This is a genomic window from Streptomyces sp. NBC_00659 (genome assembly GCF_036226925.1).
In the GTDB taxonomy this organism is placed as follows: domain Bacteria; phylum Actinomycetota; class Actinomycetes; order Streptomycetales; family Streptomycetaceae; genus Streptomyces.
Genome location: NZ_CP109031.1, coordinates 2,401,920 through 2,426,003, shown reverse-complemented (window position 1 = coordinate 2,426,003; position 24,084 = coordinate 2,401,920). Strand labels below are relative to the sequence as shown.

Sequence of the window (24,084 nt, the reverse complement as noted above, 5' to 3'; positions counted from 1 at the left end):
CGCCCGGCTCCGTGGCCGTGTCGCCTGCTCTTTTCGCCCCCTCAGCCCCTGCCCATCCCGTACCCGGGGCTCCGCCCCAGACCCCGCTCCTCAAACGCCGGAGGGGCTGAATACGACGGGCGGGCCGGGGAGTGTGGGCTCCTGGGTGCGCCGTGTGCGGCTCGGCGCGCCTCTCGGTGCGCGGGTGCGCCTTCCGTGCCGGTGCGGCGCGCCGGGGCGTTTGCGGTACCGAGGTGGCGTGTGATGCGCCGGGGTCTTCCAGAGGTCCAGGTGACTCGCGGGGGTCAAGGGGCTTGTTCGGTCTGGTGATCCCGTCCTCCCCGGAATGGACTATTCATCACTCGTGCGGGTGATGGTCGTCGCCGGGTTGCCTTGTCTGACGTGCCCTCGTCGTGATGGCGGTGCCGGAACGCCCGGGAGGCCTGGCATCCTTGGCGTAGTACGCGGTGCACGACGTGCGGTACCCCCTCCTCCGCACGACCTTCTGTACGTTTCCTCGTGACCGTCCGACGCCGAACCAGGAGCCCCGGCCGCGTGAGCCACGTGAGCAGCCACTCAGCGCACGGCCAGTCGCCGCTGCGCACCGTGCAGGTGCTCGGCGGCGGAAGCGCGGGCAGCAGCGCGCACGTACGGTCGCTGGCCGCGGGTCTGGTCGCCCGAGGGGTCCGGGTCACCGTCTGCGCTCCCGCCGAGGCGGACCGCGTGTACGGGTTCACCGGGGTCGGCGCGCACCACGTTCCCGTGCCCCGCAGCAGCGACCCCGCCTCGGTGTCCGCGCTGCGGGCGGCCTGCGCGGACGCCGATCTCGTGCACGCGCACGGGATCCACGCGGCGCTGCGGGCCGTGCTGGCGCTCAGCGGGCGACGCGTTCCCCTCGTCGTCACCTGGCACACCCGCTCGGAGGCGGACGGCGCCCGGGCCCATGTCCTGCGGCTCCTCGAACGCAGGGTCGCCAGAGCCGCCGCCGTGGTGCTCGGGACCTCGTCGGACCTGGTGGACCGGGCCCGCAGGAGGGGAGCGCGGGACGCGCGGCTCGCCGCCGTCGCGCTTCCGGCGCCGCGCCTGCCCGTCGAGCCGGTGGAACCCGACCGGTTCCGGCACAAGGCGCGGGCCGAACTCGGTTCGACCGACCGCCCGTTGCTCATCGCGGTCGGCTCGCTCGACCGGCACCGCGGCTATCACACCCTCCTGGACGCCTCGCGCGCCTGGTGCCGCCTCGATCCCATGCCGCTGCTGGTGATCGCGGGGGAGGGGCCGCTGCGCGCCGTTCTCCAGCGCCGGATCGAGGACGAGGAACTGCCGGTCCGGCTCATCGGGCGGCACGAGGACGTCACGGAACTGCTGGCGGCCGCCGACCTCGTCCTGCTGCCCAGCCGCTGGGAGTCGCGCTCGGTGCTGGCGCAGGAGGCCCTTCACGCGCGTGTTCCGCTCGTCGCGACAGCGGTCGGCGGTATCCCCGAGACCGTCGGCGACGCGGCCGAACTCGTCCCGTACGGCAACGCGAAGGCGCTCGCCGACGCCGTCCTGCGACTGCTCGCCGATCCGGCGCTCCGGGAGGCGCTGCGGGAGAAGGGCGTCCGGCAGGCCGCCACGTGGCCGACGGAGGACGAGACGGTCGCCCAAGTGCTGAGTGTCTACGACGAGTTCACGCAGTTCCGGCCGCTGGTCTGACACCCGGACCTGGGGCGGGCAGGCGGGCCGTCCTCAGGGAACGTGTCTGCGTGCCCGCAGCGCCAGACTCAACGCCAGTACCGTCTGCGGGTCGTCCAGGTCCATGCCCAGCAACTCACCGATCCTGGCGAGGCGGTTGTACAGGGTCTGCCGGTTGAGATGCAGTTCGCGGGCGGTCTCCGCCTTGCGGCCCGCATGCGCCAAGTACGTCTGGAGGGTGGGAAGAAGAGGCGGTTTGGAGCGGACGTCGTGGTCGCGGAGCGGGCCGATCGCGCGCTCCACGAAGGCGGCCAGGTCGGGGTGCTCGCGCAGGCGCCACAGCAGCAGGTCGATGTCCAGACGGCGTGCGTCGTACCAGGGCCGGTCCGACAGTCCCTGTGCGGCCGTCGCCGTCTCCGCCGCGTGCCGCAGACCCGCCGACGCGGCCGCCCAGCCCCCGGCGACCCCGACCACCACCACCGGCGGCTGTGCCCCGGGCCGCTGCATGCCCGCACGTTCCACCCCGGCGCGCAGCGCCGCCGCGACCCGGTCCGCGACGGCCCCCCGCTCCGACTCCGAGCGCAGGCCCAGCAGCAGCGGGACCCGGCCCTCGACGGGACGTACGCCCAGCAGCACCGGGACGCCCACCGAGGCCAGCTCCTCGGCGACGGCGCGGGCCAGGACCGCCCAGCCGCCGCCGGGCGCGAGACCGTCGGCGAGTCGCATCACGACCGGCAGAAGCGGGCCGGAGCCGGGCTTGAAGCCGAGTACCCGGGCCTGTGCCGGCGCGTCCTCGGCCTCGATACGGCCCTCGGCCAGGTCGGTCAGGAAGTCGCCGCGCCCCCGCGCCGCCAGTTCCTCCTCCTGGCGGGCCTGCATCAGCACGACGGCCAGGATGCCGGCGGCCCGCTCGGCGGCGATCCGGTGCACCGGGGCGACCGGAGCGCCGACGGGCAGCAGCACCAGGCGGGCCCGTACGGAGCCGGTGCCGGGGCCGCCGCCGGGCACGTCCACCAGGGTGGTTCCCGCGGGCGGCTCCTCCTTGTGCTGGCCGCGCAGCCCCTCCCAGACCTGGAGCGGGTCGGCGCCCGTGGAACCGGTCCCGGCCGCGTACAGGAGCTGTCCGTCGGCCGTCTCCAGGAAGACCGGGTTGCCGCTGAAGTCGGCGAGGATGCGCAGGACCTGAGGCACTCCGCCGCCGCCGAGCAGGGCCTCGGTGCAGCGCCGGTGCACTTCCTCGGCCTGCTGGAGCAGCGCGTAGTGGCCGTTGACGATCTCGGTGTGGATCTCCTCCGTGACCGTCACGAAGGGCACCTCACGGTGCAGCTGGACCAGTGGCAGACCGGTGGAACGCGCCGTCTCCACGAGCGCGGCCGGGAGCCGGGTGAAGCGCGGGCCGAGCTCCACGACGAGCGCCGCGATCCCGCGTTCGGCCAGGGTGCGGACGAACGCGCGCTGGTCGGCCGGGCGGGTGCCGAGACCGTACCCGGTGGTCAGCAGCAGTTCGCCGCCCTTGAGCAGCGAGGCGATGTTCGGCACCTCGCCCGCGTGCACCCAGCGCACGGTCCGCTGCAGCCGGTCGGCCCCCGCGATGATCTCCGGCAGCCCGCTGCGCAGTCCGGGCAGCTCGAGGGCCCGCTGCACGGTGATTCCGGCGCCCTGCGTGTCGTAACGGCTGTCCATGGAGCGGACGCTACCCGCGGACGGCTCGCGGAGGCATCTCCGGGCCGGGGCGGGCGGCCGGGGGAGCCGCCGCGGGCGGTGTCCGGGTGAGTGCCGAGGTCAGGCGGCGGCCGGTACCGGGGCGATGTTGTGGTTGAAGCGGAAGACGTTGTCCGGGTCGTACTCGGCCTTCACCGCGGCCAGCCGCCTGAGGTTGTCCTCGCCGAGCCCGGCGGTGACGCGGTCCGTGCCCTCGTCCCCGATGAAGTTCAGATAGACCGCGCCGGTGCTCCACGGCCGGACGTCCTCGCGGACCTTCCTGACCCAGGCGACACACCGTTCGTCGTCGGCCGGGTCCTCCCAGATCCCGAAGGGGTGCACGGCCCAGGGCGCGTCGCGGTAGGGGACCGGGAACCGGGACGGTCCGGCGGCGATCGCGCCGCCCTGCGGGAACAGCACGTGCTGGTTGCCGGTGGGGACGGGCATGGCGTCGCCGAGGGCGCAGAAGACGTCCACGAAGTCGTCGGGTGCGCCGGTGAGGTATTCCGCCGACCAGTAGTTCCGCATGCCGGGCGGGTCGTCGAGCATGGAATTGAAGTCGGGGTAGGGCAGGGCCGTGACGATCTCGACCTCGTGCGGCAGCGCCAGCAGCGGCTGCGCGACCTTGCGCATGTCCTCCTCGCCGCCCGCGTACGCCACGAGGGCGGCGCACAGCCGCTTGCCGACCAGATGCCCGGGCATGAACTCCTCGGGCGGGCCGGTCAGGTAGAGGACGCCGCCGCTCGCCTCCGGCGGGCCGTTCTCGACGATCTCGCGGTAGACGCGCACGACGTCGGGGCCGGCGTCCGGCCGGAACATCACCATGGCGATCGAGAACTCGGGCAGCGGGTGCAGCTTGAGGGTCAGCGCGGTGGCGACGCCGAAGTTCCCGCCGCCGCCGTGCAGGGCCCAGAACAGCTCCGGGTTCTCCTGGTCGGTGGCGCGTACCGGGGAACCGTCGGCGGTCACCAGCTCGACCCCGAGGAGATTGTCGACGGCGAGGCCGAAGGAGCGGTCCAGCCAGCCGCTGCCGCCGCCGAGGACGAAGCCGCCGACGCCGGTCGTGGAGACGCGGCCGCCGGTGGTCGCGAGGCCGTACGGCTGGGTGGCCCGGTCGAGATGGCTCATCAGGGCTCCGCCCTCGACCCGGACCGTCTCGGACCCGGGGTGGACGGTGACGGCCTGCATGCGGCTGAGATCGATGACGAGACCGCCGTCGTTGAGCGACATGCCGGAGACGCTGTGACCGCCTCCGCGTACGGCGATCGGCAGATCGAGGTCACGCGCGAAGCGCACCGCGCGTGTCACGTCGGCCTCGCCCTCGCACCGCGCGATCACGGCGGGCCGCCGGTCGATCATGGCGTTGAAGATCGTCCGGGCTTCGTCGTACCCCGGATCGTCGGGGGTGACCACATCGCCGGAGAGACCCGCGCGGAACGCGGCCAGCGCCGCGCCGGCCTTCGAAAGGGGAGCCATGGAGGCAGCCCCCTTCCATGAGGGGACAGGACTCCTCCCAGGCTAGGCGGGTACGGCGCATCGGGCGCGTCGGGGACGGATCCCCCACGCGCCCGGCACGGGCCGGCTCAGCCGCCGTACGCCCCGCTCGCCGTCAGCCGCAGGGCCGTGTCGATGAGCGGGACGTGGCTGAAGGCCTGCGGGAAGTTCCCGACCTGGCGCTGCAGACGCGGGTCCCACTCCTCGGCCAGCAGACCGAGGTCGTTGCGCAGGGCCAGCAGACGCTCGAAGAGCTTGCGGGCCTCGTCGACCCGGCCGATCATCGCGAGGTCGTCGGCCATCCAGAACGAGCAGGCGAGGAAGGCGCCCTCGTCGCCCGCCAGACCGTCCACGCCCGCGTTCTCGCCGGAGGTCGGATAGCGCAGGATGAAGCCGTCGGAGGTGGACAGCTCGCGCTGGATCGCCTCGATGGTGCCGATCACCCGCTTGTCGTCCGGCGGCAGGAAGCCCATCTGCGGGATGAGCAGCAGGGAGGCGTCGAGCTCCTTCGAGCCGTAGGACTGCGTGAAGGTGTTCCGCTCCTGGTCGTAGCCCTTCTCGCACACGTCCCGGTGGATGTCGTCGCGCAGTTCGCGCCATTTCTCCAGCGGGCCGTGCGCGTCCCCGGACTCGATGAGCTTGATCGTGCGGTCGACGGCGACCCAGGCCATCACCTTGGAGTGCACGAAGTGCCGCCGCGGGCCCCGGACCTCCCAGATCCCCTCGTCCGGCTGGTCCCAGTGGGTCTCCAGGTAGCGGATCAGCTTCAACTGGAGGAGCGAGGCGTAGTCGTTGCGGGACAGGCCCGTCATATGGGCCAGGTGCAGGGCCTCGGTGACCTCGCCGTAGACGTCGAGCTGGAGCTGGTGCGCGGCGCCGTTGCCGACCCGGACGGGCGTCGAACCCTCGTACCCGGGAAGCCAGTCGAGTTCGGCCTCGCCCAACTCCCGTTCCCCGGCGATGCCGTACATGATCTGGAGGTTCTCCGGGTCGCCGGCGACCGCGCGCAGCAGCCACTCGCGCCAGGCGCGGGCCTCCTCGCGATAGCCGGTGCGCAGCAGCGAGGAGAGGGTGATGGCCGCGTCGCGCAGCCAGGTGTAGCGGTAGTCCCAGTTGCGTACGCCGCCGATCTCCTCCGGGAGGGAGGTGGTGGGCGCGGCGACGATGCCGCCCGTGGGCGCGTAGGTCAGGGCCTTCAGCGTGATCAGGGAGCGGACGACGGCCTCGCGGTAGGGGCCGTGGTACGTGCACTGGTCGACCCAGTCGCGCCAGAAGTCCTCGGTCGCCTCCAGCGACTGCTCCGGCTCGGGCAGCGGCGGCGGCTGCTTGTGCGAGGGCTCCCACGACACGGTGAAGGCGATGCGCTCGCCCGGTGCCACGGTGAAGTCGGCGTAGGTGGTCAGGTCCTTGCCGTACGTCTGGCAGTTCGTGTCGAACCAGACCGAGTCGGGTCCGGCGACCGCGACCGTGCGCCCCTCGTGCCGGCGCACCCAGGGCACGACGCGGCCGTACGAGAACCGCATGCGCAGCGTGGAGCGCATCGGCACCCGGCCCGTGACGCCCTCGACGATCCTGATCAGCTGCGGCGCGCCGTCGCGTGGGGGCATGAAATCGGTCACCCGGACCGTGCCGCGCGGTGTGTCCCACTCGGATTCGAGGATCAGCGAGTCGCCGCGGTACCGGCGGCGCGAGGCCGCGGGTGGCTGCGCGTCGGCGGCGTGCGCGGGACCGAGCCGCCAGAAGCCGTGATCCTCCGTGCCGAGCAGTCCCGCGAAGATGGCATGGGAGTCGAAGCGGGGCAGGCACAGCCAGTCGACTGTGCCGTCCCGGCAGACCAGCGCGGCTGTCTGCATGTCTCCGATGAGTGCGTAGTCCTCGATGCGCCCGGCCACGTGCATCTCCAGTCGAACGGCCACGGCGCCCCTTCGCGGGGCGGTCGCTCTTGCGGTCAAAGGGAACGTAGGTACTGCAAAAACAGTAGGCAATGGGAGTCGGTAACTGCGGAACGTCGATGATGGGGGACGTCCGTCGTGCGTCGCTGCGAAACGCCGGTTGTCGGTGCGATGGGCGATGCGATTGTCGTTTCGAACGAACTGACAGGCCCTCTTTGTTCCGGTTACGTACGGGATGGTGCCGTGTGCCGGAGGGGCTCGGCAGCGAGTGTCCGAGCAGGATACGACGCACGTGGAAGATCCGCGTGCCGCTCCGTACAACCCGGCTGAGCCGATCGAGTGAGCGGTGTGTGAGCTGTGTGCCGAGCCGGGTGCTCAGGTGTGCGCGGAGCGTGGCCGGAAGCGACCTCGTCCGGTCGCTGATACCCTGGTAGCCCGTGGACCGGTGGGCAAGAAACCCCCGAACCGCAGCGACGGCAACCCCCGGAAATCTCCGGGCCCCACGCCGGCACGCACCCCAGACCGACCACGGGAGCCCCCTCTTGGCCATGCCGCCCAGTGCTTTTCGAAACAGCACAGCCACGACGACCAAGCACATCTTCGTCACCGGGGGTGTCGCCTCCTCCCTCGGCAAGGGCCTGACCGCCTCCAGCCTGGGCGCGCTGCTCAAGGCGCGGGGTCTGCGCGTCACCATGCAGAAGCTCGACCCGTACCTGAACGTCGACCCGGGCACCATGAACCCGTTCCAGCACGGCGAGGTGTTCGTCACCAACGACGGCGCCGAGACGGACCTGGACATCGGGCACTACGAGCGCTTCCTCGACGTGGACCTGGACGGCTCGGCCAACGTGACCACCGGGCAGGTGTACTCCACCGTCATCGCCAAGGAGCGGCGCGGCGAGTACCTCGGTGACACCGTGCAGGTCATCCCGCACATCACCAACGAGATCAAGCACCGCATCCGCCGTATGGCGACCGACGACGTCGACGTCGTCATCACCGAGGTCGGCGGCACGGTCGGCGACATCGAGTCGCTGCCCTTCCTGGAGACGGTCCGCCAGGTCCGTCACGAGGTCGGCCGCGACAACGTGTTCGTCGTGCACATCTCGCTCCTCCCGTACATCGGCCCCGCCGGGGAGCTGAAGACGAAGCCGACGCAGCACTCGGTCGCGGCGCTGCGCAACATCGGTATCCAGCCGGACGCGATCGTGCTGCGGGCCGACCGTGAGGTGCCCACCGCCATCAAGCGCAAGATCTCGCTGATGTGCGACGTCGACGAGGCCGCCGTGGTCGCCGCGATCGACGCCAAGTCGATCTACGACATCCCGAAGGTCCTGCACACCGAGGGCCTGGACGCCTACGTCGTCCGCAAGCTGGACCTGCCCTTCCGCGACGTGAACTGGGCGACCTGGGACGATCTGCTCGACCGTGTCCACAACCCCGTCCACGAGATCACCATGGCGCTCGTCGGCAAGTACATCGACCTGCCCGACGCCTACCTCTCGGTCACCGAGGCGCTGCGCGCCGGCGGGTTCGCCAACAAGGCCCGCGTCAAGATCAAGTGGGTCACCTCGGACGACTGCAAGACCCCCGCGGGCGCGGCCAAGCAGCTCGGCGACGTCGACGCGATCTGCATCCCCGGCGGCTTCGGCGACCGCGGCGTCTCCGGCAAGGTCGGAGCGATCCAGTACGCCCGAGAGAACAAGATCCCGCTGCTCGGCCTCTGTCTCGGCCTCCAGTGCATCGTGATCGAGGCCGCGCGGAACCTGGCCGACATCCCCGACGCCAACTCCACCGAGTTCGACTCCGGCACCGGACACCCGGTCATCTCCACGATGGCCGAGCAGCTCGACATCGTGGCGGGCGAGGGCGACATGGGCGGCACCATGCGCCTGGGCATGTACCCGGCCAAGCTCGCCGAGGGCTCGATCGTGCGCGAGGTGTACGACGGCAAGGAGTACGTCGAGGAGCGGCACCGTCACCGCTACGAGGTGAACAACGCCTACCGCGCCGAGCTGGAGAAGAAGGCCGGCCTTCAGTTCTCCGGCACCTCCCCGGACGGCAAGCTCGTCGAGTACGTCGAGTACCCGCGCGACGTCCACCCGTACCTGGTCGCGACCCAGGCGCACCCCGAGCTGCGCTCCCGTCCGACCCGGCCGCACCCGCTCTTCGCGGGCCTGGTCAAGGCCGCGGTGGCACGCAAGACGGGCAAGTAGGGCCAAGTAGCACCAGGTTGTACGGTGACCGGGGCGCGGGTCCGCGGGAGTTCCCGCGGGCGCGTGCCCCGGTTCCGTCACCGGACCGGACTCTTTTTTTTGCGCGTGGGAGGACAGGCCATGACGATCAAGGACACCCCCGAGGAGTGGGAGGTCCGGGCGACCGAGACCCCCTTCAAGGGCAACAAGACCTCGGTGCGCACCGACGACGTGGTCATGCCCGGCGGATCCGTCGCCCGCCGCGACTACCAGGTCCACCCGGGCTCCGTGGCCGTGCTCGCCCTGGACGACGAGGACCGTGTCCTGGTCCTGAGCCAGTACCGCCACCCCGTGCGCCACAAGCTGTGGGAGATCCCGGCGGGCCTGCTCGACATCCCCGGCGAGAACCCGCTGCACGCCGCCCAGCGCGAGCTCTACGAGGAGGCGCACGTCAAGGCGGAGACCTGGCGCGTGCTGACCGACGTCTACACCACGCCCGGCGGCTGCGACGAAGCCATCCGGATCTTCCTGGCCCGTGACCTCTCCCAGGCGGAGGGCGAGCGGTTCGAGGTCGAGGACGAGGAGGCCGACATGGAACTGGCCCGCGTCCCCCTCGGTGAACTCGTCAGCGGTGTGCTCGCCGGCGACCTGCACAACAACTGCCTGGTCGTGGGCGTCCTCTCGCTGCTCGCCGCGCGACACGGCGCCGGACTCGACGCCCTGCGCCCGGCCGACGCGCCTTGGCCCGCGCGCCCCTTCGAGGCCTGACGTCCGCCTCCGGGCGGCCGTGCCGTCCCGGAAGCCCGCCTCGGACGGGCCGCGTACGCCCGTCCGGGGGCACCGGTCCTACGATCGCCTGATCCGATCGGGGGATATCGCCGCCGCGCTCCGCACGGATCGTCGCAGAGCGTGAACTAGGCTCGGGAAACGCCCGTACCGGAGTCCCGGCGGGCTTGCGCGTGCGGTGGAACGGGAGCGTGGCCCGTGGCGGATCAGGCGGTGGACGGCGGTGGCACCAAGGTGTCGTCCCAGGGGCAGCGGCCGGCTGCCGGGTCCCCTCCTACGAAGAGTCAGTTCCTGGGCCGTACAAGGGAGTTGAAGGAACTCCGGGCGGACATCGAGCGCGCCGGCCTCGACACCATCGCCGGCCGCAAGGCCCCGCGGGCCCGGGTGCTGCTCATCGCGGGCAAGCCCGGCTCCGGCCGGACCGCGCTGGCGGCCCAGCTCGCCGCGCAGGTCGCCGAGAGTTACCCCGACGGCATACTGCGCGCCCGTCTCACCGAACCCGACGGCACCCAGGTGCCCACCGAGGCCACCGCGCGGGAACTGCTCACCGCCCTCGGCCTGTCCGCACCCCCCGGAGCCGACGCCGACGACCTCGGCGAGCGGCTGCGCGAGGCCCTCGCGGTCCGCCGGGCGGTGCTCCTGCTCGACGACGCCGCCGACGCCGGGCAGGTCGACGCGCTGCTGCCCGACTCCCCGGACTGCCTGGTCGTCGCCGTCTCCGGCGGGCCGCTGACCGGAATCGCGGACGTCCGCCCCTGCACGCTCGGCGGCCTGGACACCAAGTCCGCCCTCGAACTCCTCGGCCACTTCACCGGCTCGGTCCGCATCACCGTCGACCCGCTCGCCGCCGAAGGACTGGTCGAACTGTGCGCGGGCCAGCCGACCGCCCTGGTGCTGGCCGGCGGCTGGCTCGCCGCGCGCCCCGCCGCCGCCGTCTCCGATCTCGCCAAGCAGCTGCGCACCGAGGGCGAGGACGGCACACCGCTGGACCGCGTGTTCCGGCTCTCGTACGCCTCCCTGGCGGGTACCGCCGCGCGGATACTGCGACTGCTCTCGCTGGCCCCCGCGGGCCTCGTCGACCCGCACACCGCCTCCGCGCTGGCCGGCTGCTCGGTCCAGACGGCGCACACCACGCTGGACGAGTTCGTCGGCCTCGGCCTGGTGCGGGCGGTCCCCTCGGAGCTGCCGCAGTACGAGGTTCCCGGCTGCCTCCATCCCCTGCTCCGGACGCTCGTCGACACCCATGACCGGGCCGCGGAGGTGCAGCTGGCCCGCGCCCGGATGCTGGAGCGGACCGTACGGCTCCTGGTGTCCTGCCGTGCCATCACCGAGACCGACAGCTCGCCCGCCCGGGAGAAGCTCGCGGGGATGCCGCGCGCCCTGCGCTTCTCCGGTCCCGGGGCGGCCGAGGACTGGCTGCGGGTGCGCCGGCCCGCGCTGCTCGCCTCGGCGCGGCTGGCGGTCGCCGACGGGGAGCTGGACACCCTCGCCCGGCGGCTGATGGCGGCCCTGGTGCGGGCGATGGCGGCTCATTTCGGCACCCGGGCCGCGGCGTCCGACCTGTACGGCATCCACCGTCTCGTGCTGGACGTCGCCGAGCGCCGGAACCTGCCGCGCGAGAAGGCGGCGGCCCTGCTCAATCTCGCCGACCTCGACGCGCAGACCGGCCGCGGGACCGACGCCCTCGCCCGCTACCGGGCCGCACTGGACGCCGGACGCGAGGCGAACGACCCGTACGCGACGGGCCGCGCGATGGAATCCGTAGGCGGCGCCCATCAGGAACTCGGGGACCACGACCGGGCCGCCGACTGGTACGGCAGGGCGCTCGCCCAGCGGCTCGCCCGGGACGAGCGCGTGGACGCCGCCCGGCTGTACGGGCGTATCGCCACCGCGCACACCTACGCGGGCCGCTACGGAGAGGCGCAGGTCAACTGGCGCGCCGCGGTCGCCTGGCACCGCAAGAACGGTGATGTCGCCTCCCAGGCAAGGGCGTTGAGCGAGATGGCCCGGGTCCAGGAGTACGCGGGACGTCCCGAGGAGTCGCTGCGCACCTGCCAGGAAGCCGTCGAGTGGGCGCGCCGCGCGGACGACGTACGTCTGCAGGCCGCGCTCCAGGTCAGGCTGGCCGACACCCTGGACCGGCTCGGCGACCCGGCGGCCGCCCGGCTGCACCGAGCGGCGGCCGAGCGCATGCTGGGAGATGAGCTCCCGGAGAGTGCGTCCGGAGGGGAACGCGACGCTAACGCCTACGAAATCCGCAGTTCATCCGCTGAAGATTGACGCATTGAAAGGCTAGACAGCGGGAATCCCTTCATTAGACTGGCTCCGCCGCGTTCTTCCGTGGTGTCTCCCGGTGTGCTCCCGTGCGTCGGGTATGACATGCATTGCCTGGCTTGCATCGCCTCGGCATGCATTCCCCAGAGCCCTCTGAGTCAAGGACCGTGATCGACGTGAAGGTCGGCATCCCCCGCGAGGTCAAGAACAACGAGTTCCGGGTGGCCATCACCCCCGCCGGTGTGCACGAGCTCGTGCGCCACGGCCACCAGGTCTTCGTCGAGCAGAACGCCGGTGTCGGCTCCTCGATCACGGACGAGGAGTACGTCTCCGCCGGAGCGCAGATCCTGTCCACCGCCGACGAGGTCTGGGCCACCGCCGACCTGCTGCTGAAGGTCAAGGAGCCCGTCGCGGAGGAGTACCACCGCCTCCGCAAGGACCAGACGCTCTTCACCTACCTGCACCTGGCCGCTTCCAAGGAGTGCACGGACGCCCTCCTGGAGTCCGGCACCACGGCGATCGCCTACGAGACCGTCGAACTGCCGAACCGCGCCCTGCCGCTGCTCGCCCCGATGTCCGAGGTCGCGGGCCGTCTCGCCCCGCAGGTCGGCGCCTACCACCTGATGCGCGCCAACGGCGGCCGCGGCGTCCTGCCCGGCGGTGTCCCGGGTGTGCTGCCGGCCAAGGCCGTCGTCATCGGCGGCGGTGTCTCCGGCTGGAACGCCGCGCAGATCGCCATCGGCATGGGCTTCGAGGTGACGCTGCTCGACCGCGACATCAACAAGCTGCGCGAGGCCGACAAGATCTTCGGCACGAAGGTCAAGGCCGTCATGTCCAACTCCTTCGAGCTGGAGAAGGCCTGCCTCGAGGCCGACCTCGTGATCGGTGCCGTCCTGATCCCCGGCGCCAAGGCGCCGAAGCTGGTCACCAACGAGCTCGTCGCGCGGATGAAGCCCGGGAGTGTCCTTGTCGACATCGCGATCGACCAGGGCGGCTGCTTCGAGGACTCGCGTCCCACCACGCACGCCGAGCCGACCTTCCCGGTCCACAATTCGGTCTTCTACTGCGTCGCCAACATGCCCGGCGCGGTCCCCAACACCTCGACGTACGCGCTGACCAACGCCACACTGCCGTACATCGTCGAGCTCGCCGACCGCGGCTGGACCGAGGCCCTGCGCCGTGACAACGCACTGGCCAAGGGCCTCAACACCCATGACGGCAAGGTTGTTTACCGCGAGGTCGCCGAGGCCCACGGGCTGGAGCACGTCGCGCTGGAGAGCCTGCTCGGCTGAGTTTCCCGACGGCTCCGGGGGTGACTCCGGGGGCCGGCATCGGCTGTCGACTCGGCGCCGAGAAAAGGCGATACGTCAACACGGGTCGTCAACAACGCACACCCGGCCGGACCTTGCCCGACAAGGTCCGGCCCGGTGTGTGTCGGGTCACTTTGCGGCACTCGTTCAACTCGCCACGAACGTAACTCTTCAACCGATTCGCACACCGGTGAAACCTGCCGTGCGACGGCCTTACGCCCTTGACAGAGGGATGTTCGGTTGCCGACACATCGGGTCGGGTCCGGCGGATTGTGTTGCTGCGGAGCGGTGACACGCCATAGAGTCGCCAATCGTCGGCATGGTGCCACGCTGACCTATCGAGAAGTTCCCTGGTCACCAAGGAGGTAAGACGACTTGTGAATGAGTCGACATTTACTCCCGGGGGTGGTCAACCAGGAATGCCGGCGCGGGGCCAGAGCCCCACGGGGCTCGAGGCTGTCGGCTCCGTCGCTGTCCGCACCTTCGCAGCCCATCAGAGTCCCCGGACGACTCAGACAGCACACCCGAGCATGGATGGCCATCACGTGAACGCCATGGCCGGCAACGGAAGTGGCGGGAACCACACCCACTTCGCCGACTACGACGAACTGCCCGAGGGGCACTTCTACGACCCCGACGCCGAGTACGAGCCCGATCCGGAGTACGCGGCCACGCTCGCGCCCGACGCGGCCCGTCAGCGCCGTGAGCGCATCGGCCCGACGGGGCGCCCGCTGCCCTACTTCCCGATCCCGGGTCCGCTGACCAGTCACGGCCCCGCGACGATCATCGCGATGTGCAACCAGAAGGGCGGCGTGGGCAAGACCACGTCGACCATCAACCTGGGTGCCGCGCTCGCGGAGTACGGACGCCGGGTGCTGCTCGTCGACTTCGACCCGCAGGGCGCGCTGTCCGTGGGACTCGGCGTCAACCCGATGGAGCTCGACCTCACCGTCTACAACCTGCTCATGGAGCGGGGCATGGCGGCCGACGAGGTGCTCCTGAAGACGGCGGTCCCGAACATGGACCTGCTGCCCAGCAACATCGACCTGTCCGCCGCCGAAGTGCAACTGGTGAGCGAGGTCGCCCGCGAGTCCACGCTCCAGCGCGCCCTGAAGCCGCTGTTGGCCGACTACGACTACATCGTGATCGACTGCCAGCCCTCGCTCGGCCTGCTCACCGTGAACGCGCTGACGGCGGCACACAAGGTGATCGTGCCGCTGGAGTGCGAGTTCTTCGCGCTGCGCGGTGTCGCGCTGCTCACCGAGACGATCGAGAAGGTCCAGGAACGGCTCAACCCCGATCTGGAGCTCGACGGCATCCTCGCCACGATGTACGACTCCCGCACGGTGCACAGCCGTGAGGTGCTCGCGCGCGTCGTCGAGGCCTTCGACGAGCACGTCTACCACACCGTGATCGGCCGGACCGTCCGCTTCCCGGAGACCACGGTCGCCGGTGAGCCGATCACCACCTACGCCTCCAACTCCGTCGGCGCCGCCGCCTATCGCCAGCTCGCCAGGGAGGTGCTCGCCCGGTGTCACGCCGAGTGAGTCTGCCGGGGGCCGACGAACTGTTCCGTACCACCGGGGGCATGGCGCTCCAGTCGTCCACCCCCAGCCGCCGCACCAACGGCGAGGCCCGGGTGCCGGCTCCGGCCGGCGAGAGCGACGCGGCGGCCGGGGAGGACGCGCCCCAGTCGGTACCCGTCCAGGGCGGTGACGGCGAGGGCGACGAACACGTCGCCGCCGGCACCGAGTCGTCCGACGCGGGGGAGTCCCGCAGCCGGGCCGGCGCCCCGGACCGTTCGGGGCGCGGCCGGCCGGCGCAGGAAGGTTCTGCCGCCCCTTCCACGTCCGTGCAGTCGTCCCGCAAGCGGGGACGCGCCGCGAACCGCCGGCCCAGCGGGCGGGAACGGCACGACGAGAAGATCACGGTGTACGTGTCCGCCGAGGAACTGATGGACCTCGAACACGCGCGCCTGGTGCTCCGCGGCGAACACGGTCTCGCCGTCGACCGCGGGAGGATCGTCCGCGAGGCGGTCGCCGTGGTCCTGGCGGATCTGGAGTCCCGCGGGGACGCGAGCATTCTCGTCCGGCGACTGCGCGGGCGGTAGCGGTAGCCTTCGACGGTTATGACCTCGAACGTCCCGCCCCCGTCAGCCGCCTCCGGCGGCCGTCGGCGCGCGCTGGGGCGCGGTCCCGGCACCGCGCCGGGGCCGGTCGAGGCACCGCCTGAGCCTTCCGTCCCGCCCGGCCCGTCGGCCGAACCCCCGAAGGCCCCCGCAGAGCCGCCCGAGACGCCCCGGGAGGGCGCCGGGAGGCCCGGCGGGCCCGGGACACCGGCCGAGCCCCCGGGGACGCCTGAAGGCCCCACCGCGCCCTCCGTGGCGCCGGAAGGGCCGGCGGAGCCGCCCGAGGGCGGCGGAGGGACGACCGAGGCGCCCACGGCACCCGGCGACCCCCCGCGGCCCGGTACGGACGGCGCGGGCGCCGGAGAGGCCCCCTCGGCCGACGAGGATTCCGGCGGCGCTCCCGCCGATTCCGGGAGCGGTGTCTTCAAGGTGCGGCTCTCGAATTTCGAGGGGCCCTTCGACCTGCTGCTCCAGCTCATCTCCAAGCACAAGCTCGATGTGACCGAAGTGGCGCTGTCCAAGGTCACCGACGAGTTCATGGCACACATCCGGGCGATGGGCCCGGACTGGGATCTCGACCAGACGACCGAGTTCCTGGTCGTCGCGGCGACCCTGCTCGACCTGAAGGCGGCCCGGCTGCTGCCCGCCGCCGAGGTCGAGGACGAGGCCGATCTGGCCCTGCTGGAGGCACGGGACCTGCTCTTCGCGCGGCTGCTGCAGTACCGCGCGTACAAACAGATCGCGGACATCTTCAACGCGCGCCTCGACGAGGAGGCCCGCCGCTACCCCCGTACCGTCGGCCTGGAGGCGCAGTACGCCGAACTGCTGCCCGAGGTCGTCATCAGCATCGGGGCCGAGGGCTTCGCGAGGCTCGCCGTGAAGGCGATGCAGCCCAGGCCCAAGCCCCAGGTGTACGTCGACCACATCCACGCGCCGCTCGTCAGCGTGCAGGAACAGGCCCGGATCGTGATGGCGCGGCTGCGGGAACTCGGCGAGGCGAGCTTCCGCTCGCTCGTGGAGGACACCGACGACACCCTCACCGTGGTCGCCCGCTTCCTGGCCCTGCTGGAGCTCTACCGGGAGAAGGCCGTCGCCCTGGACCAGGAGGAGGCTCTCGGGGACCTCCTGGTGCGCTGGACGGGCGGGGTGGACGGCGAGGGTCCGCGGGTGACGGACGAGTTCGACCGGCCGGCGGAAACGGCGAAGGGCGAGGCGAAGGGCGGGGCGAAGGACGCGGCAGGGCGCGGGAGCGAGAAGGAGAAGGCGTGAGCGAGGAGAGCACCGGCACCCCCGCGGGGCCGCCCACCGTCGCCGACCTCGATCTCGGGGCCGCCCTGGAGGCCGTCCTGATGGTCGTGGACGAGCCGGCCACCGAGGAACACCTGGCCAAGATCCTGGAGCGGCCCCGGCGGCAGGTCGCGGACGCGCTGCGCGCCCTGGCCGACGAGTACACCGTCCAGGGCCGCGGATTCGAGCTCAGACTGATCGCGGGCGGCTGGCGCTTCTACTCGCGTCCCGCGTACGCGAGCGCCGTCGAACGCTTCGTCCTGGACGGCCAGCAGGCCCGGCTCACCCAGGCGGCCCTGGAGACGCTCGCCGTCGTCGCGTACCGCCAGCCGGTCAGCCGGTCCAGGGTCTCCGCGGTCCGCGGAGTCAACTGTGACGGTGTGATGCGGACCCTCCTCCAGCGCGGTCTGGTCGAGGAGGCGGGCACGGAACCCGAAACAGGTGCGATCCTGTACACGACGACGAACTACTTCCTGGAGCGAATGGGCCTGCGTGGTCTGGACGAGCTCCCGGAGCTCGCGCCCTTCCTCCCCGAGGCGGACGCGATCGAGGCCGAGACGCTGGAAGGGGTCCCGTCGTTCGATCCGGATGCACCGGACGCAGACGCAGACGACACGACGACGACGGAACTTTGATGCGAAGCAGTGGCAGCGGCAGTGGCGGCAGTGGCAGGAACAGCGGGCGCGGCAACCCGCGGGGAACCGGCGGGAGCGGCGGTGGCGGTGGCTCCCGTGGGGCCGGCGGCGGTGGCGGTGGCTCCCGTGGGGCCGGCGGTGGCGGCGGTGGCTCCCGTGGGGCCGGCGGTGGCGGCGGTGGCTCGCGTGGGGCCGGCGGTGGCAGTGGCTCGCGCGGCGGGAGCGGCGGCGGCTCGCGCGGCAGCGGCGGGAGCGGCTCGCGGGGAACCGGCGGGAGCGGCTTCCAGCCGAGGAGCTCGGCGCAGGGGCGCGACGACCAGCCGAAGCGTCCCAGCAAGCCCCGTCCCGAGGAGCGTCGCTACGACGTAGGCCCCGGCGGCACGCACGAAGGCCCGAAGTCCGGTCGCGGAGCCTCCGCGCGCGGTGGCGCCAAGGGCGGCCCCAAGCAGGGCCAGCAGCGCGGCGGCCGCACCGAGCCCGCGCGCTCCCGTGAGTACGAGACGCGGACCGAGGAGCGCAACCGGGACCGGTACGCGGGCAAGCCGGACATCAAGCTGCCCAAGACGTTCCCGGGCGCCGAGGAGGAGGGCGAGCGCCTCCAGAAGATCCTCGCGCGAGCGGGCTACGGCTCCCGGCGTGCCTGCGAGGAGCTGGTCGACCAGGCCAGGGTCGAGGTCAACGGCGAGATCGTCATGGAGCAGGGGCTCCGCGTCGACACGGAGAAGGACGAGATCAAGGTCGACGGCCTGACGGTCGCGACGCAGTCGTACCAGTTCTTCTCGCTGAACAAGCCGGCCGGTGTCGTCTCCACGATGGAGGACAACGAGGGCCGCCAGTGCCTCGGCGACTACGTGACGAACCGCGAGACGCGGCTCTTCCACGTGGGCCGGCTCGACACCGAGACCGAGGGTGTCATCCTGCTCACCAACCACGGCGAGCTGGCGCACCGCCTGACCCACCCCAAGTACGGCGTGAAGAAGGTCTACCTCGCGCACATCGTGGGCCCGATCCCGCGCGACCTGGGCAAGCGGCTCAAGGACGGCATCCAGCTGGAGGACGGGTACGCCAAGGCGGACCACTTCCGTGTCGTCGAGCAGACCGGCAAGAACTACCTCGTCGAGGTGACCCTGCACGAGGGCCGCAAGCACATCGTGCGCCGCATGCTCGCCGAGGCCGGTTTCCCGGTCGACAAGCTGGTGCGCGTCGCCTTCGGCCCGATCACCCTGGGCGACCAGAAGTCGGGCTGGCTGCGCCGCCTGTCGAACACCGAGGTCGGCATGCTCATGGCCGAGGTCGGTCTCTGACCCCGGAAGCCCCCTGAGGCCCGGGAGCCCCACGGCTCCCGCGGCCCGCGGACATCCCGCGCGTGACACGGCCGGTCCCGGAACTTCTCCGGGGCCGGCCGATTCGTTTCCCGGTTCCCCGCCGGTCTGTACCAGTGAACGGAGCAAACCGTCCGCGCTCCCGGCCCGGAACGGAGGCCGTGGCTCCCGCGCCGGCTCCGGGAGTCACAACTGCACCGGCCGAAAGCCTTGTTGACACCCCCCGCTCCCTTTATAGTCGTAATGACCATGGTCAAGGTGACCATAAAAAGGGGGCGCGAGGGTGGCGACAGGGGAAGACCGCGCGCCGGGGGGTGAGGCACCCGAGGGCTATGACAAGTACGCCTTCGAGCCCTTCGCCGTCACCGTCGACCTGGCCGTCCTGACCGTACGCGCGGGCGCACTCCAGGTCCTGCTGATCGAGCGGGGCCGGGAACCGTACGCCGGCCGCTGGGCCCTGCCCGGCGGCTTCGTGCTGCCCCGCGAGTCCGCCGAGACGGCCGCACGGCGTGAACTCGCCGAGGAGACCGGCCTGTCGGACCTCTCGGGACTCCACCTGGAGCAGCTGCGCACCTACAGCGAACCCGACCGCGACCCCCGTATGCGGGTCGTCTCCGTCGCGTTCGCCGCACTGCTGCCCGACCCGCCCGAACCGCACGGCGGCGGCGACGCGGCGCAGGCCCGGTGGCTGCCGTTCGACGCGCTCGGCCCGCTCGCCTTCGACCACGACCGGATCCTGGCCGACGCCCATGAACGCGTGGGCGCCAAGCTGGAGTACTCCTGCCTCGCCACGTCCTTCTGCCCGCCCGAGTTCACCCTCGGGGAGCTTCAGCACGTCTACGAGACGGTGTGGGGCACCACGCTCGACCGGCCCAACTTCCGGCGCAAGGTCCTCGCCACGCCGGGGTTCGTCGAGCAGGTCCCCGGTGCCGCACGCCTCACCGGCGGCCGCGGCAAACCCGCCGCCCTCTACCGCGCGGGCGGCGCCAAGGTTCTGCACCCACCACTGCTGCGTCCCACCTCGTAAGGACGGCCCCGATGACCAGCACGACCCTGACCAAACGCGCAGCCACCGGTTCCCTCATCGGCCTGGCCCTCGGAGACGCGCTCGGGTTCCCCACCGAGTTCAACACCGTGCCCGCCATCCTCGAGAAGTTCGGCCCCTGGCGGCAGATGGCGCTGCCCAGGCCCGCGATCGTCACCGACGACACCCAGATGACCCTGGCGCTCGCCAACGGACTGCGCACCGCCATGGACCGCGGACTGCTGGGCCCGCTGCGGATGGAACGGCCGGTCCGCGAGGAGTTCGTGGACTGGTACCAGTCGCCCGAGAACAACCGGGCCCCCGGCCGGACCTGCCTGGTCGCCTGCGACCTCCTCAAGGACGAGAACCGCCGCTGGCAGGAGGCCAGCCAGACCGGTTCCAAGGGCTGCGGCGCCAACATGCGCGTGGCGCCCGTCGGGCTCGCCCGCGGACTCAGCGACGAACAGCGCGCCGGCGCCGCCCAGCTCCAGGCCGCGCTCACCCACGGCCACCCCACCGCGCTCGCCGCCTCGGACCTCACCGCGCACACCGTCCGGCTGCTCTCCCAGGGCGCCCGGCCCGCGGAACTGATCGGATTGCTGCTCGCGTACGCGCACGAGAACCGGCACCGCTACCACTCGCGCTGGCTCGGCGACCTGTGGACCTTCTGCCACGACGCCACACCCGAGGCGTACATCTCCCGCGGCTGGGACGAGTGCATCGCCGTCCTGGACAACCTCCGCCAGGCCGTGCGGACCGCGTCGCCCGAGGACGACCCCTGCCTGGCCACCGGTGAGGGCTGGATCGCCGAGGAGGCGTTCGCCACCGGCCTGCTGTGCTTCCTGATGTTCGTCGACGAACCCGTCACCGCGCTGCGCCGGGCCGCCTGCACCTCGGGCGACTCCGACTCCATCGCCTGCCTGACCGGGGCGTTCGCGGGCGCCCACCACGGCTCCGAGGCCTGGCCGACCGACTGGGCCGACCGCGTCGAGTACCAGAGCGACCTCATGTCGCTGGGAGCGCTCTGGGATGCTTGAGCCATGACAGACGTCCTCGGTCCCGGCGCCGACCTCGCGAGCGTGGTGGGCGAACAGCCCGACCCCGTGCTCTTCGCGACCGTCTCCGGAGCGCACCTGTACGGTTTCCCGTCCCGCGACTCCGACGTCGACCTGCGCGGTGTCCATGTGCTGCCGACGGCCGCCCTCGTCGGGCTGGGCGAGCCGGAGGAGACCCGGTCGCGCATGTGGTTCCGGGACGGGACCGAGATGGACCTGGTCACCCACGACCTGCGCAAGTTCGTACGCCTCATGCTGCGGCGCAACGGCTATGTGCTGGAGCAGCTCCTGTCGCCGCTGGTCGTGCGCACGAGCGACGAACACCGTGAGCTGATCTCGCTCGCCCCCGATGTCGTCACCCGTCACCACGCCCACCACTACCGGGGGTTCGCGGCCACACAGTGGCGGCTCTTCGAGAAGAGCGGCGAACTCAAGCCGCTGCTCTACACGTTCCGTGTGCTGCTCACCGGCATCCACCTCATGCGCAGCGGGGAGGTGCAGGCCGATCTGCCCACGCTGGCCGGGCAGATCGCCTCTCCCGCGTATCTCGCGGACCTGATCGCCGCGAAGGCGGAACGGGAACACGGGCCCGCGGACATCCCGCGCGCCCGTGTGGAGGAGGACGTGGAGCGGCTGCACGTACTCCTCGACGAGGCACAGGAGGCCTCCGAACTGCCGGACGCCGCCTCCGCGTACGACGCTCTGCAGGCCTTCGTGGTCAGGGTCCGGCTGGACGGGTTCGGGGGAGGCCAGGACGTGGTCCCGGGAGGACTAACGGTCTCCGGCGGTCTCCCGGAGCACTGAGGCCCGCCGGACCCGGATCAGGAAGTCCTCGACGCGCGCGGTGTCGGGCTCGGGCGGGAGCGGGCTGCCGACGGCCGCCTCGTCGGCCTCCGTGGCCAGCCGGAGCATCCAGCGCTCGACCTCGCTCCAGGGCACCTCGCCCCGCTTCACCGCCAGCAGCGGCTCGCGCTCCTCCCCGACCTCGATCGTCAGGGCGCCGGTGCGCAGCAGATCGCGCGCACTCATGAGCAGGCGCAGCAGATGCATGGCGTGCTTCCAGCGCGGGGCGCCGTGCGTACGGACGTCGGCCTCCAGCTTCTTGCGCTGGCCCAGGGCGTAGCGGGTGAACGTCTCGTGCGCCTGACGGGAGAGGAAAGCCTGGCGCAGGTCGAGGAGTTCGCGGCCGGTGTCGTCCACGTACGCGACGAGCGGGGAGTGCAGGCACTCCAGGATGTTCGGGTTGGCGCGCAGCGCGAGCGAGCAGAACCGCTCCAGTTCCCAGCTGAACTGCTCCGGCGCCGGGCCCTCGACATGGGTCGGAGGTTTCTCGAACCGCCAGAACAGCGCGGTCGGGGCGAGGAAGACGCCCCGGAGGTCCGTGTCACTGCCGTCCGTGGCCAGCCCGAAGGCGCGTGACCCCATCACACAGGAGTAGACCGTGTGGTCCCGCACCAGCGGGATCCCGGCCTCCGGTACCGCCGGGGCGGGCGAGCCGGACGGCACGGGCGACCCCGCGAGAGCGGAGGACGCAGGCTGTGCCGGGGCCGGCGGACCTGTCGGGGCCGCGTGGGGTACGGGGGCTTCGGAGCGCATGTCCGGAGCCTACGGGCCGTCTCACGCCAGGCGGATCGAGTTTCCCTCCACCGTGATCTTCTCCGCGGGCAGCGGACGCGGCGCGGGGCCGGCCTTCACCGCCCCGTCCTCGACACTGAACTTGCTTCCGTGGCAAGGGCAGTCGATGGTGCCGTCCGCGACCTTGTTCACCGTGCAGCCCGCGTGCGTACAGATCGCCGAGAAGGCCTTGAAGTCGCCCTTCGCCGGCTGGGTGACCACGACCTTCTGGTCCTTGAAGATCGTGCCTCCGCCGACCGGGATGTCACTCGTCGTGGCGAGCTGCTGTCCGCTGGACGCCTTCGGCGACTCGTCCGGGGAGCTGTTCTTGTCGCCGTACTCGCTGCACCCCGCGAGCAGCGCGGACGCCCCCGCGGCGAGGATCACGGTGCGCCGCGTCGAGCGGTCGGTCATGTCGTCACTCCGAACGTACGGAAGAACCAGAAGGCGGATGTCAGCCAGACGGCGGTGAGCACGGCGAAGACGAGTCCGCCGACGACGGGCAGCAGCCAGCCGGGCAGGCGCTCCGAGCGGAGCAGCAGCATCTTGGCACTGAAGGCACCGAAGAAGAAGCACCCCAGGAGCGAGTGCCACATGACGCGTGTGCTGTACGTCTGATAGCCCAACGCGTACAGACAGTGGACCGCGACCGGTACCGCCACCAGGAACGCGATCCGTCCCGACCACCGGTGCAGCCTCGCCGCCCAGCCCGGGCCCGGCAGCTTCCCGTACATCATGAGCGCCGAGACGAGCTGGACGAGGGCGAAGAAGAACGCCGTCGTCGCCAGCCAGGACTTCACGGCGCCCGTGCTGCTGAAACCGGCGAGATTGAAGGCCGTTCCCGTGGGGTCGTGGACCTTGCCGTAGACACCGAGGCCGACCGCGACGGCCGCGGCGACCAGGGCCGGGACGAGGTAGCGGGCCGCGTCGGCGCGGCCGTGGCCGGGCGGCGGGGAGGGGAAGCCCTGGGTGGCGGCGTTCGGGTCCACGGTCATGAACGGCTCCCGGTGGAAAGAGGCGGTCAGGGGGTGACAGGGCGGGCGATGATCTTCTGGCCGTCGATCGTCACGGCGCCGGTCTCCGGGTCGATCGACGGTGCCGCAGAAGGGGTGCCGTCGCGCTCGACGACGCCGACCTGCCGTCCGCCGGGCAGCACGATCCAGCCGCCGTCGACCTTCGCGCCGCGCACGGTGGCCGTCGCCCGGTACAGGCCGGAGGGCTTGACGGCCCTGTCGGCCGTGAAGGCGTACCGCTGCCCGCCGACATCGGCGGTGCCGCGGATCAGCTTGTCGCCCTGGAGGGTTCCGTTCAGCTCGTCGCCGTGACTGCCCGTGAGCTTCATGGTCCCGTCGTCCTCGACGGCACCCTTCAGCCAGGACTCCTTGTCGTGCCCGTCGCAGAAGTACGCGATCGCCTTGCCGCCCCGCAGGGAGACCGCGACCGCTGAGGTGTCGTCGTCGGTACGGCCCGCGTAGTCGGCGTTGGGAACGGCACTGCGGGACGCCGAGGGGCTCGGCGGGAGGCTCGGCGACGGCGACGGCGAGGCGGAGCCCGGTGGCGCGGTGGCCGACACCGAGACGCCCGGCGACGCCTCCCCGTACGGGTTCGACGTGCTCTTCGTCCCCGTCGTCGCGTTGAGCGTCAGCAGGAACACGCCGAACACCAGCCCCGCGAGGAGGGTGAGAAGGGGCCCTGGTCGTTTCATCCGGTCCTCCCC

Annotated in this window: 20 protein-coding genes; 13 read left to right on the top strand and 7 right to left on the bottom strand. The window is 71.7% G+C overall.

The genetic code is table 11. The features are described 5' to 3' along the window. Positions 1-534: 534 nt before the first annotated feature. Positions 535-1,671, top strand: coding sequence for a glycosyltransferase family 4 protein (locus tag OG410_RS10460; RefSeq protein WP_329298868.1), 1,137 nt, complete (start codon positions 535-537; stop codon positions 1,669-1,671). A 33-nt stretch (positions 1,672-1,704) separates the two neighbouring features. Here OG410_RS10460 and OG410_RS10455 read toward each other — a convergent pair whose 3' ends face one another. The 3 genes from OG410_RS10455 to OG410_RS10445 form a co-directional block, all read right to left on the bottom strand. Beyond that, positions 1,705-3,333 carry a PucR family transcriptional regulator gene (locus OG410_RS10455; RefSeq protein ID WP_329298867.1) on the bottom strand — a complete coding sequence of 543 codons (1,629 nt, stop codon included), beginning with the start codon at positions 3,331-3,333 and terminating at the stop codon, positions 1,705-1,707. A 99-nt stretch (positions 3,334-3,432) separates the two neighbouring features. Continuing rightward, entirely contained in the window at positions 3,433-4,827 is a 1,395-nt protein-coding gene (locus tag OG410_RS10450) for an FAD-binding oxidoreductase (protein ID WP_329298866.1), read from the bottom strand. Positions 4,828-4,934: 107 nt separating this feature from the next. Then, positions 4,935-6,737, bottom strand: a complete 1,803-nt coding sequence (locus tag OG410_RS10445; RefSeq protein WP_329304079.1) for a glycoside hydrolase family 15 protein — start codon at positions 6,735-6,737, stop codon at positions 4,935-4,937. Between the two features lie 548 nt (positions 6,738-7,285). Between OG410_RS10445 and OG410_RS10440 the strand changes: the two genes are divergently transcribed. From OG410_RS10440 to OG410_RS10385, 12 genes are all read left to right on the top strand, one after another. Continuing rightward, complete coding sequence (locus OG410_RS10440; RefSeq protein ID WP_329298864.1) at positions 7,286-8,953, top strand: CTP synthase; 1,668 nt, start codon at positions 7,286-7,288, stop codon at positions 8,951-8,953. A 120-nt stretch (positions 8,954-9,073) separates the two neighbouring features. Then, positions 9,074-9,700 (top strand): NUDIX hydrolase, encoded by a 627-nt coding sequence (locus tag OG410_RS10435; RefSeq protein WP_329298863.1) that lies wholly within the window; start codon positions 9,074-9,076, stop codon positions 9,698-9,700. A gap of 216 nt (positions 9,701-9,916) precedes the next feature. Next, the gene (locus OG410_RS10430; RefSeq protein ID WP_329298861.1) at positions 9,917-11,998 is read left to right on the top strand and encodes a tetratricopeptide repeat protein; all 2,082 of its coding nucleotides are present in this window, start codon (positions 9,917-9,919) and stop codon (positions 11,996-11,998) included. Positions 11,999-12,159: 161 nt separating this feature from the next. Beyond that, positions 12,160-13,284 (top strand): alanine dehydrogenase, encoded by a 1,125-nt coding sequence (gene ald / locus OG410_RS10425; RefSeq protein ID WP_329298860.1) that lies wholly within the window; start codon positions 12,160-12,162, stop codon positions 13,282-13,284. A 437-nt stretch (positions 13,285-13,721) separates the two neighbouring features. Then, positions 13,722-14,849, top strand: coding sequence for a ParA family protein (locus tag OG410_RS10420; protein WP_329298859.1), 1,128 nt, complete (start codon positions 13,722-13,724; stop codon positions 14,847-14,849). Then, positions 14,834-15,412: a hypothetical protein gene (locus OG410_RS10415; RefSeq protein WP_329298858.1), complete on the top strand. Its 579-nt coding sequence runs from the start codon at positions 14,834-14,836 to the stop codon at positions 15,410-15,412. Before OG410_RS10420 ends, OG410_RS10415 begins: the two co-directional genes overlap by 16 nt. Positions 15,413-15,430: 18 nt before the next feature. After that, positions 15,431-16,699: a segregation and condensation protein A gene (locus OG410_RS10410; RefSeq protein ID WP_329298857.1), complete on the top strand. Its 1,269-nt coding sequence runs from the start codon at positions 15,431-15,433 to the stop codon at positions 16,697-16,699. After that, positions 16,696-17,352, top strand: coding sequence for an SMC-Scp complex subunit ScpB (scpB, locus tag OG410_RS10405; RefSeq protein WP_326788640.1), 657 nt, complete (start codon positions 16,696-16,698; stop codon positions 17,350-17,352). The genes OG410_RS10410 and scpB overlap by 4 nt, the downstream gene beginning before the upstream one ends. Further along, complete coding sequence (locus OG410_RS10400) at positions 17,352-18,656, top strand: pseudouridine synthase (RefSeq protein WP_329298856.1); 1,305 nt, start codon at positions 17,352-17,354, stop codon at positions 18,654-18,656. The genes scpB and OG410_RS10400 overlap by 1 nt, the downstream gene beginning before the upstream one ends. 301 nt (positions 18,657-18,957) lie before the next feature. Then, complete coding sequence (locus OG410_RS10395) at positions 18,958-19,701, top strand: NUDIX hydrolase (protein WP_326788642.1); 744 nt, start codon at positions 18,958-18,960, stop codon at positions 19,699-19,701. 11 nt (positions 19,702-19,712) lie between these two features. Next, positions 19,713-20,735, top strand: a complete 1,023-nt coding sequence (locus tag OG410_RS10390) for an ADP-ribosylglycohydrolase family protein (RefSeq protein WP_329298855.1) — start codon at positions 19,713-19,715, stop codon at positions 20,733-20,735. Positions 20,736-20,738: 3 nt separating this feature from the next. After that, entirely contained in the window at positions 20,739-21,557 is an 819-nt protein-coding gene (locus tag OG410_RS10385) for a nucleotidyltransferase domain-containing protein (RefSeq protein WP_329298854.1), read from the top strand. Here the strand turns inward: OG410_RS10385 and OG410_RS10380 are convergent. From OG410_RS10380 to OG410_RS10365, 4 genes are read right to left on the bottom strand one after another with little or no spacing between them, the layout of a single operon-like run. Then, a complete protein-coding gene (locus tag OG410_RS10380; RefSeq protein WP_329298853.1) occupies positions 21,525-22,349 on the bottom strand; it encodes a nucleotidyltransferase domain-containing protein in 825 nt (274 codons plus the stop codon). The genes OG410_RS10385 and OG410_RS10380 overlap by 33 nt on opposite strands. Positions 22,350-22,370: 21 nt before the next feature. Further along, entirely contained in the window at positions 22,371-22,781 is a 411-nt protein-coding gene (locus OG410_RS10375; protein ID WP_329298852.1) for a Rieske (2Fe-2S) protein, read from the bottom strand. Then, positions 22,778-23,362 (bottom strand): DUF6529 family protein, encoded by a 585-nt coding sequence (locus tag OG410_RS10370; protein ID WP_326788647.1) that lies wholly within the window; start codon positions 23,360-23,362, stop codon positions 22,778-22,780. The genes OG410_RS10375 and OG410_RS10370 overlap by 4 nt, the downstream gene beginning before the upstream one ends. Positions 23,363-23,388: 26 nt before the next feature. After that, complete coding sequence (locus OG410_RS10365; protein ID WP_329298851.1) at positions 23,389-24,072, bottom strand: hypothetical protein; 684 nt, start codon at positions 24,070-24,072, stop codon at positions 23,389-23,391. Positions 24,073-24,084 lie beyond the last annotated feature (12 nt).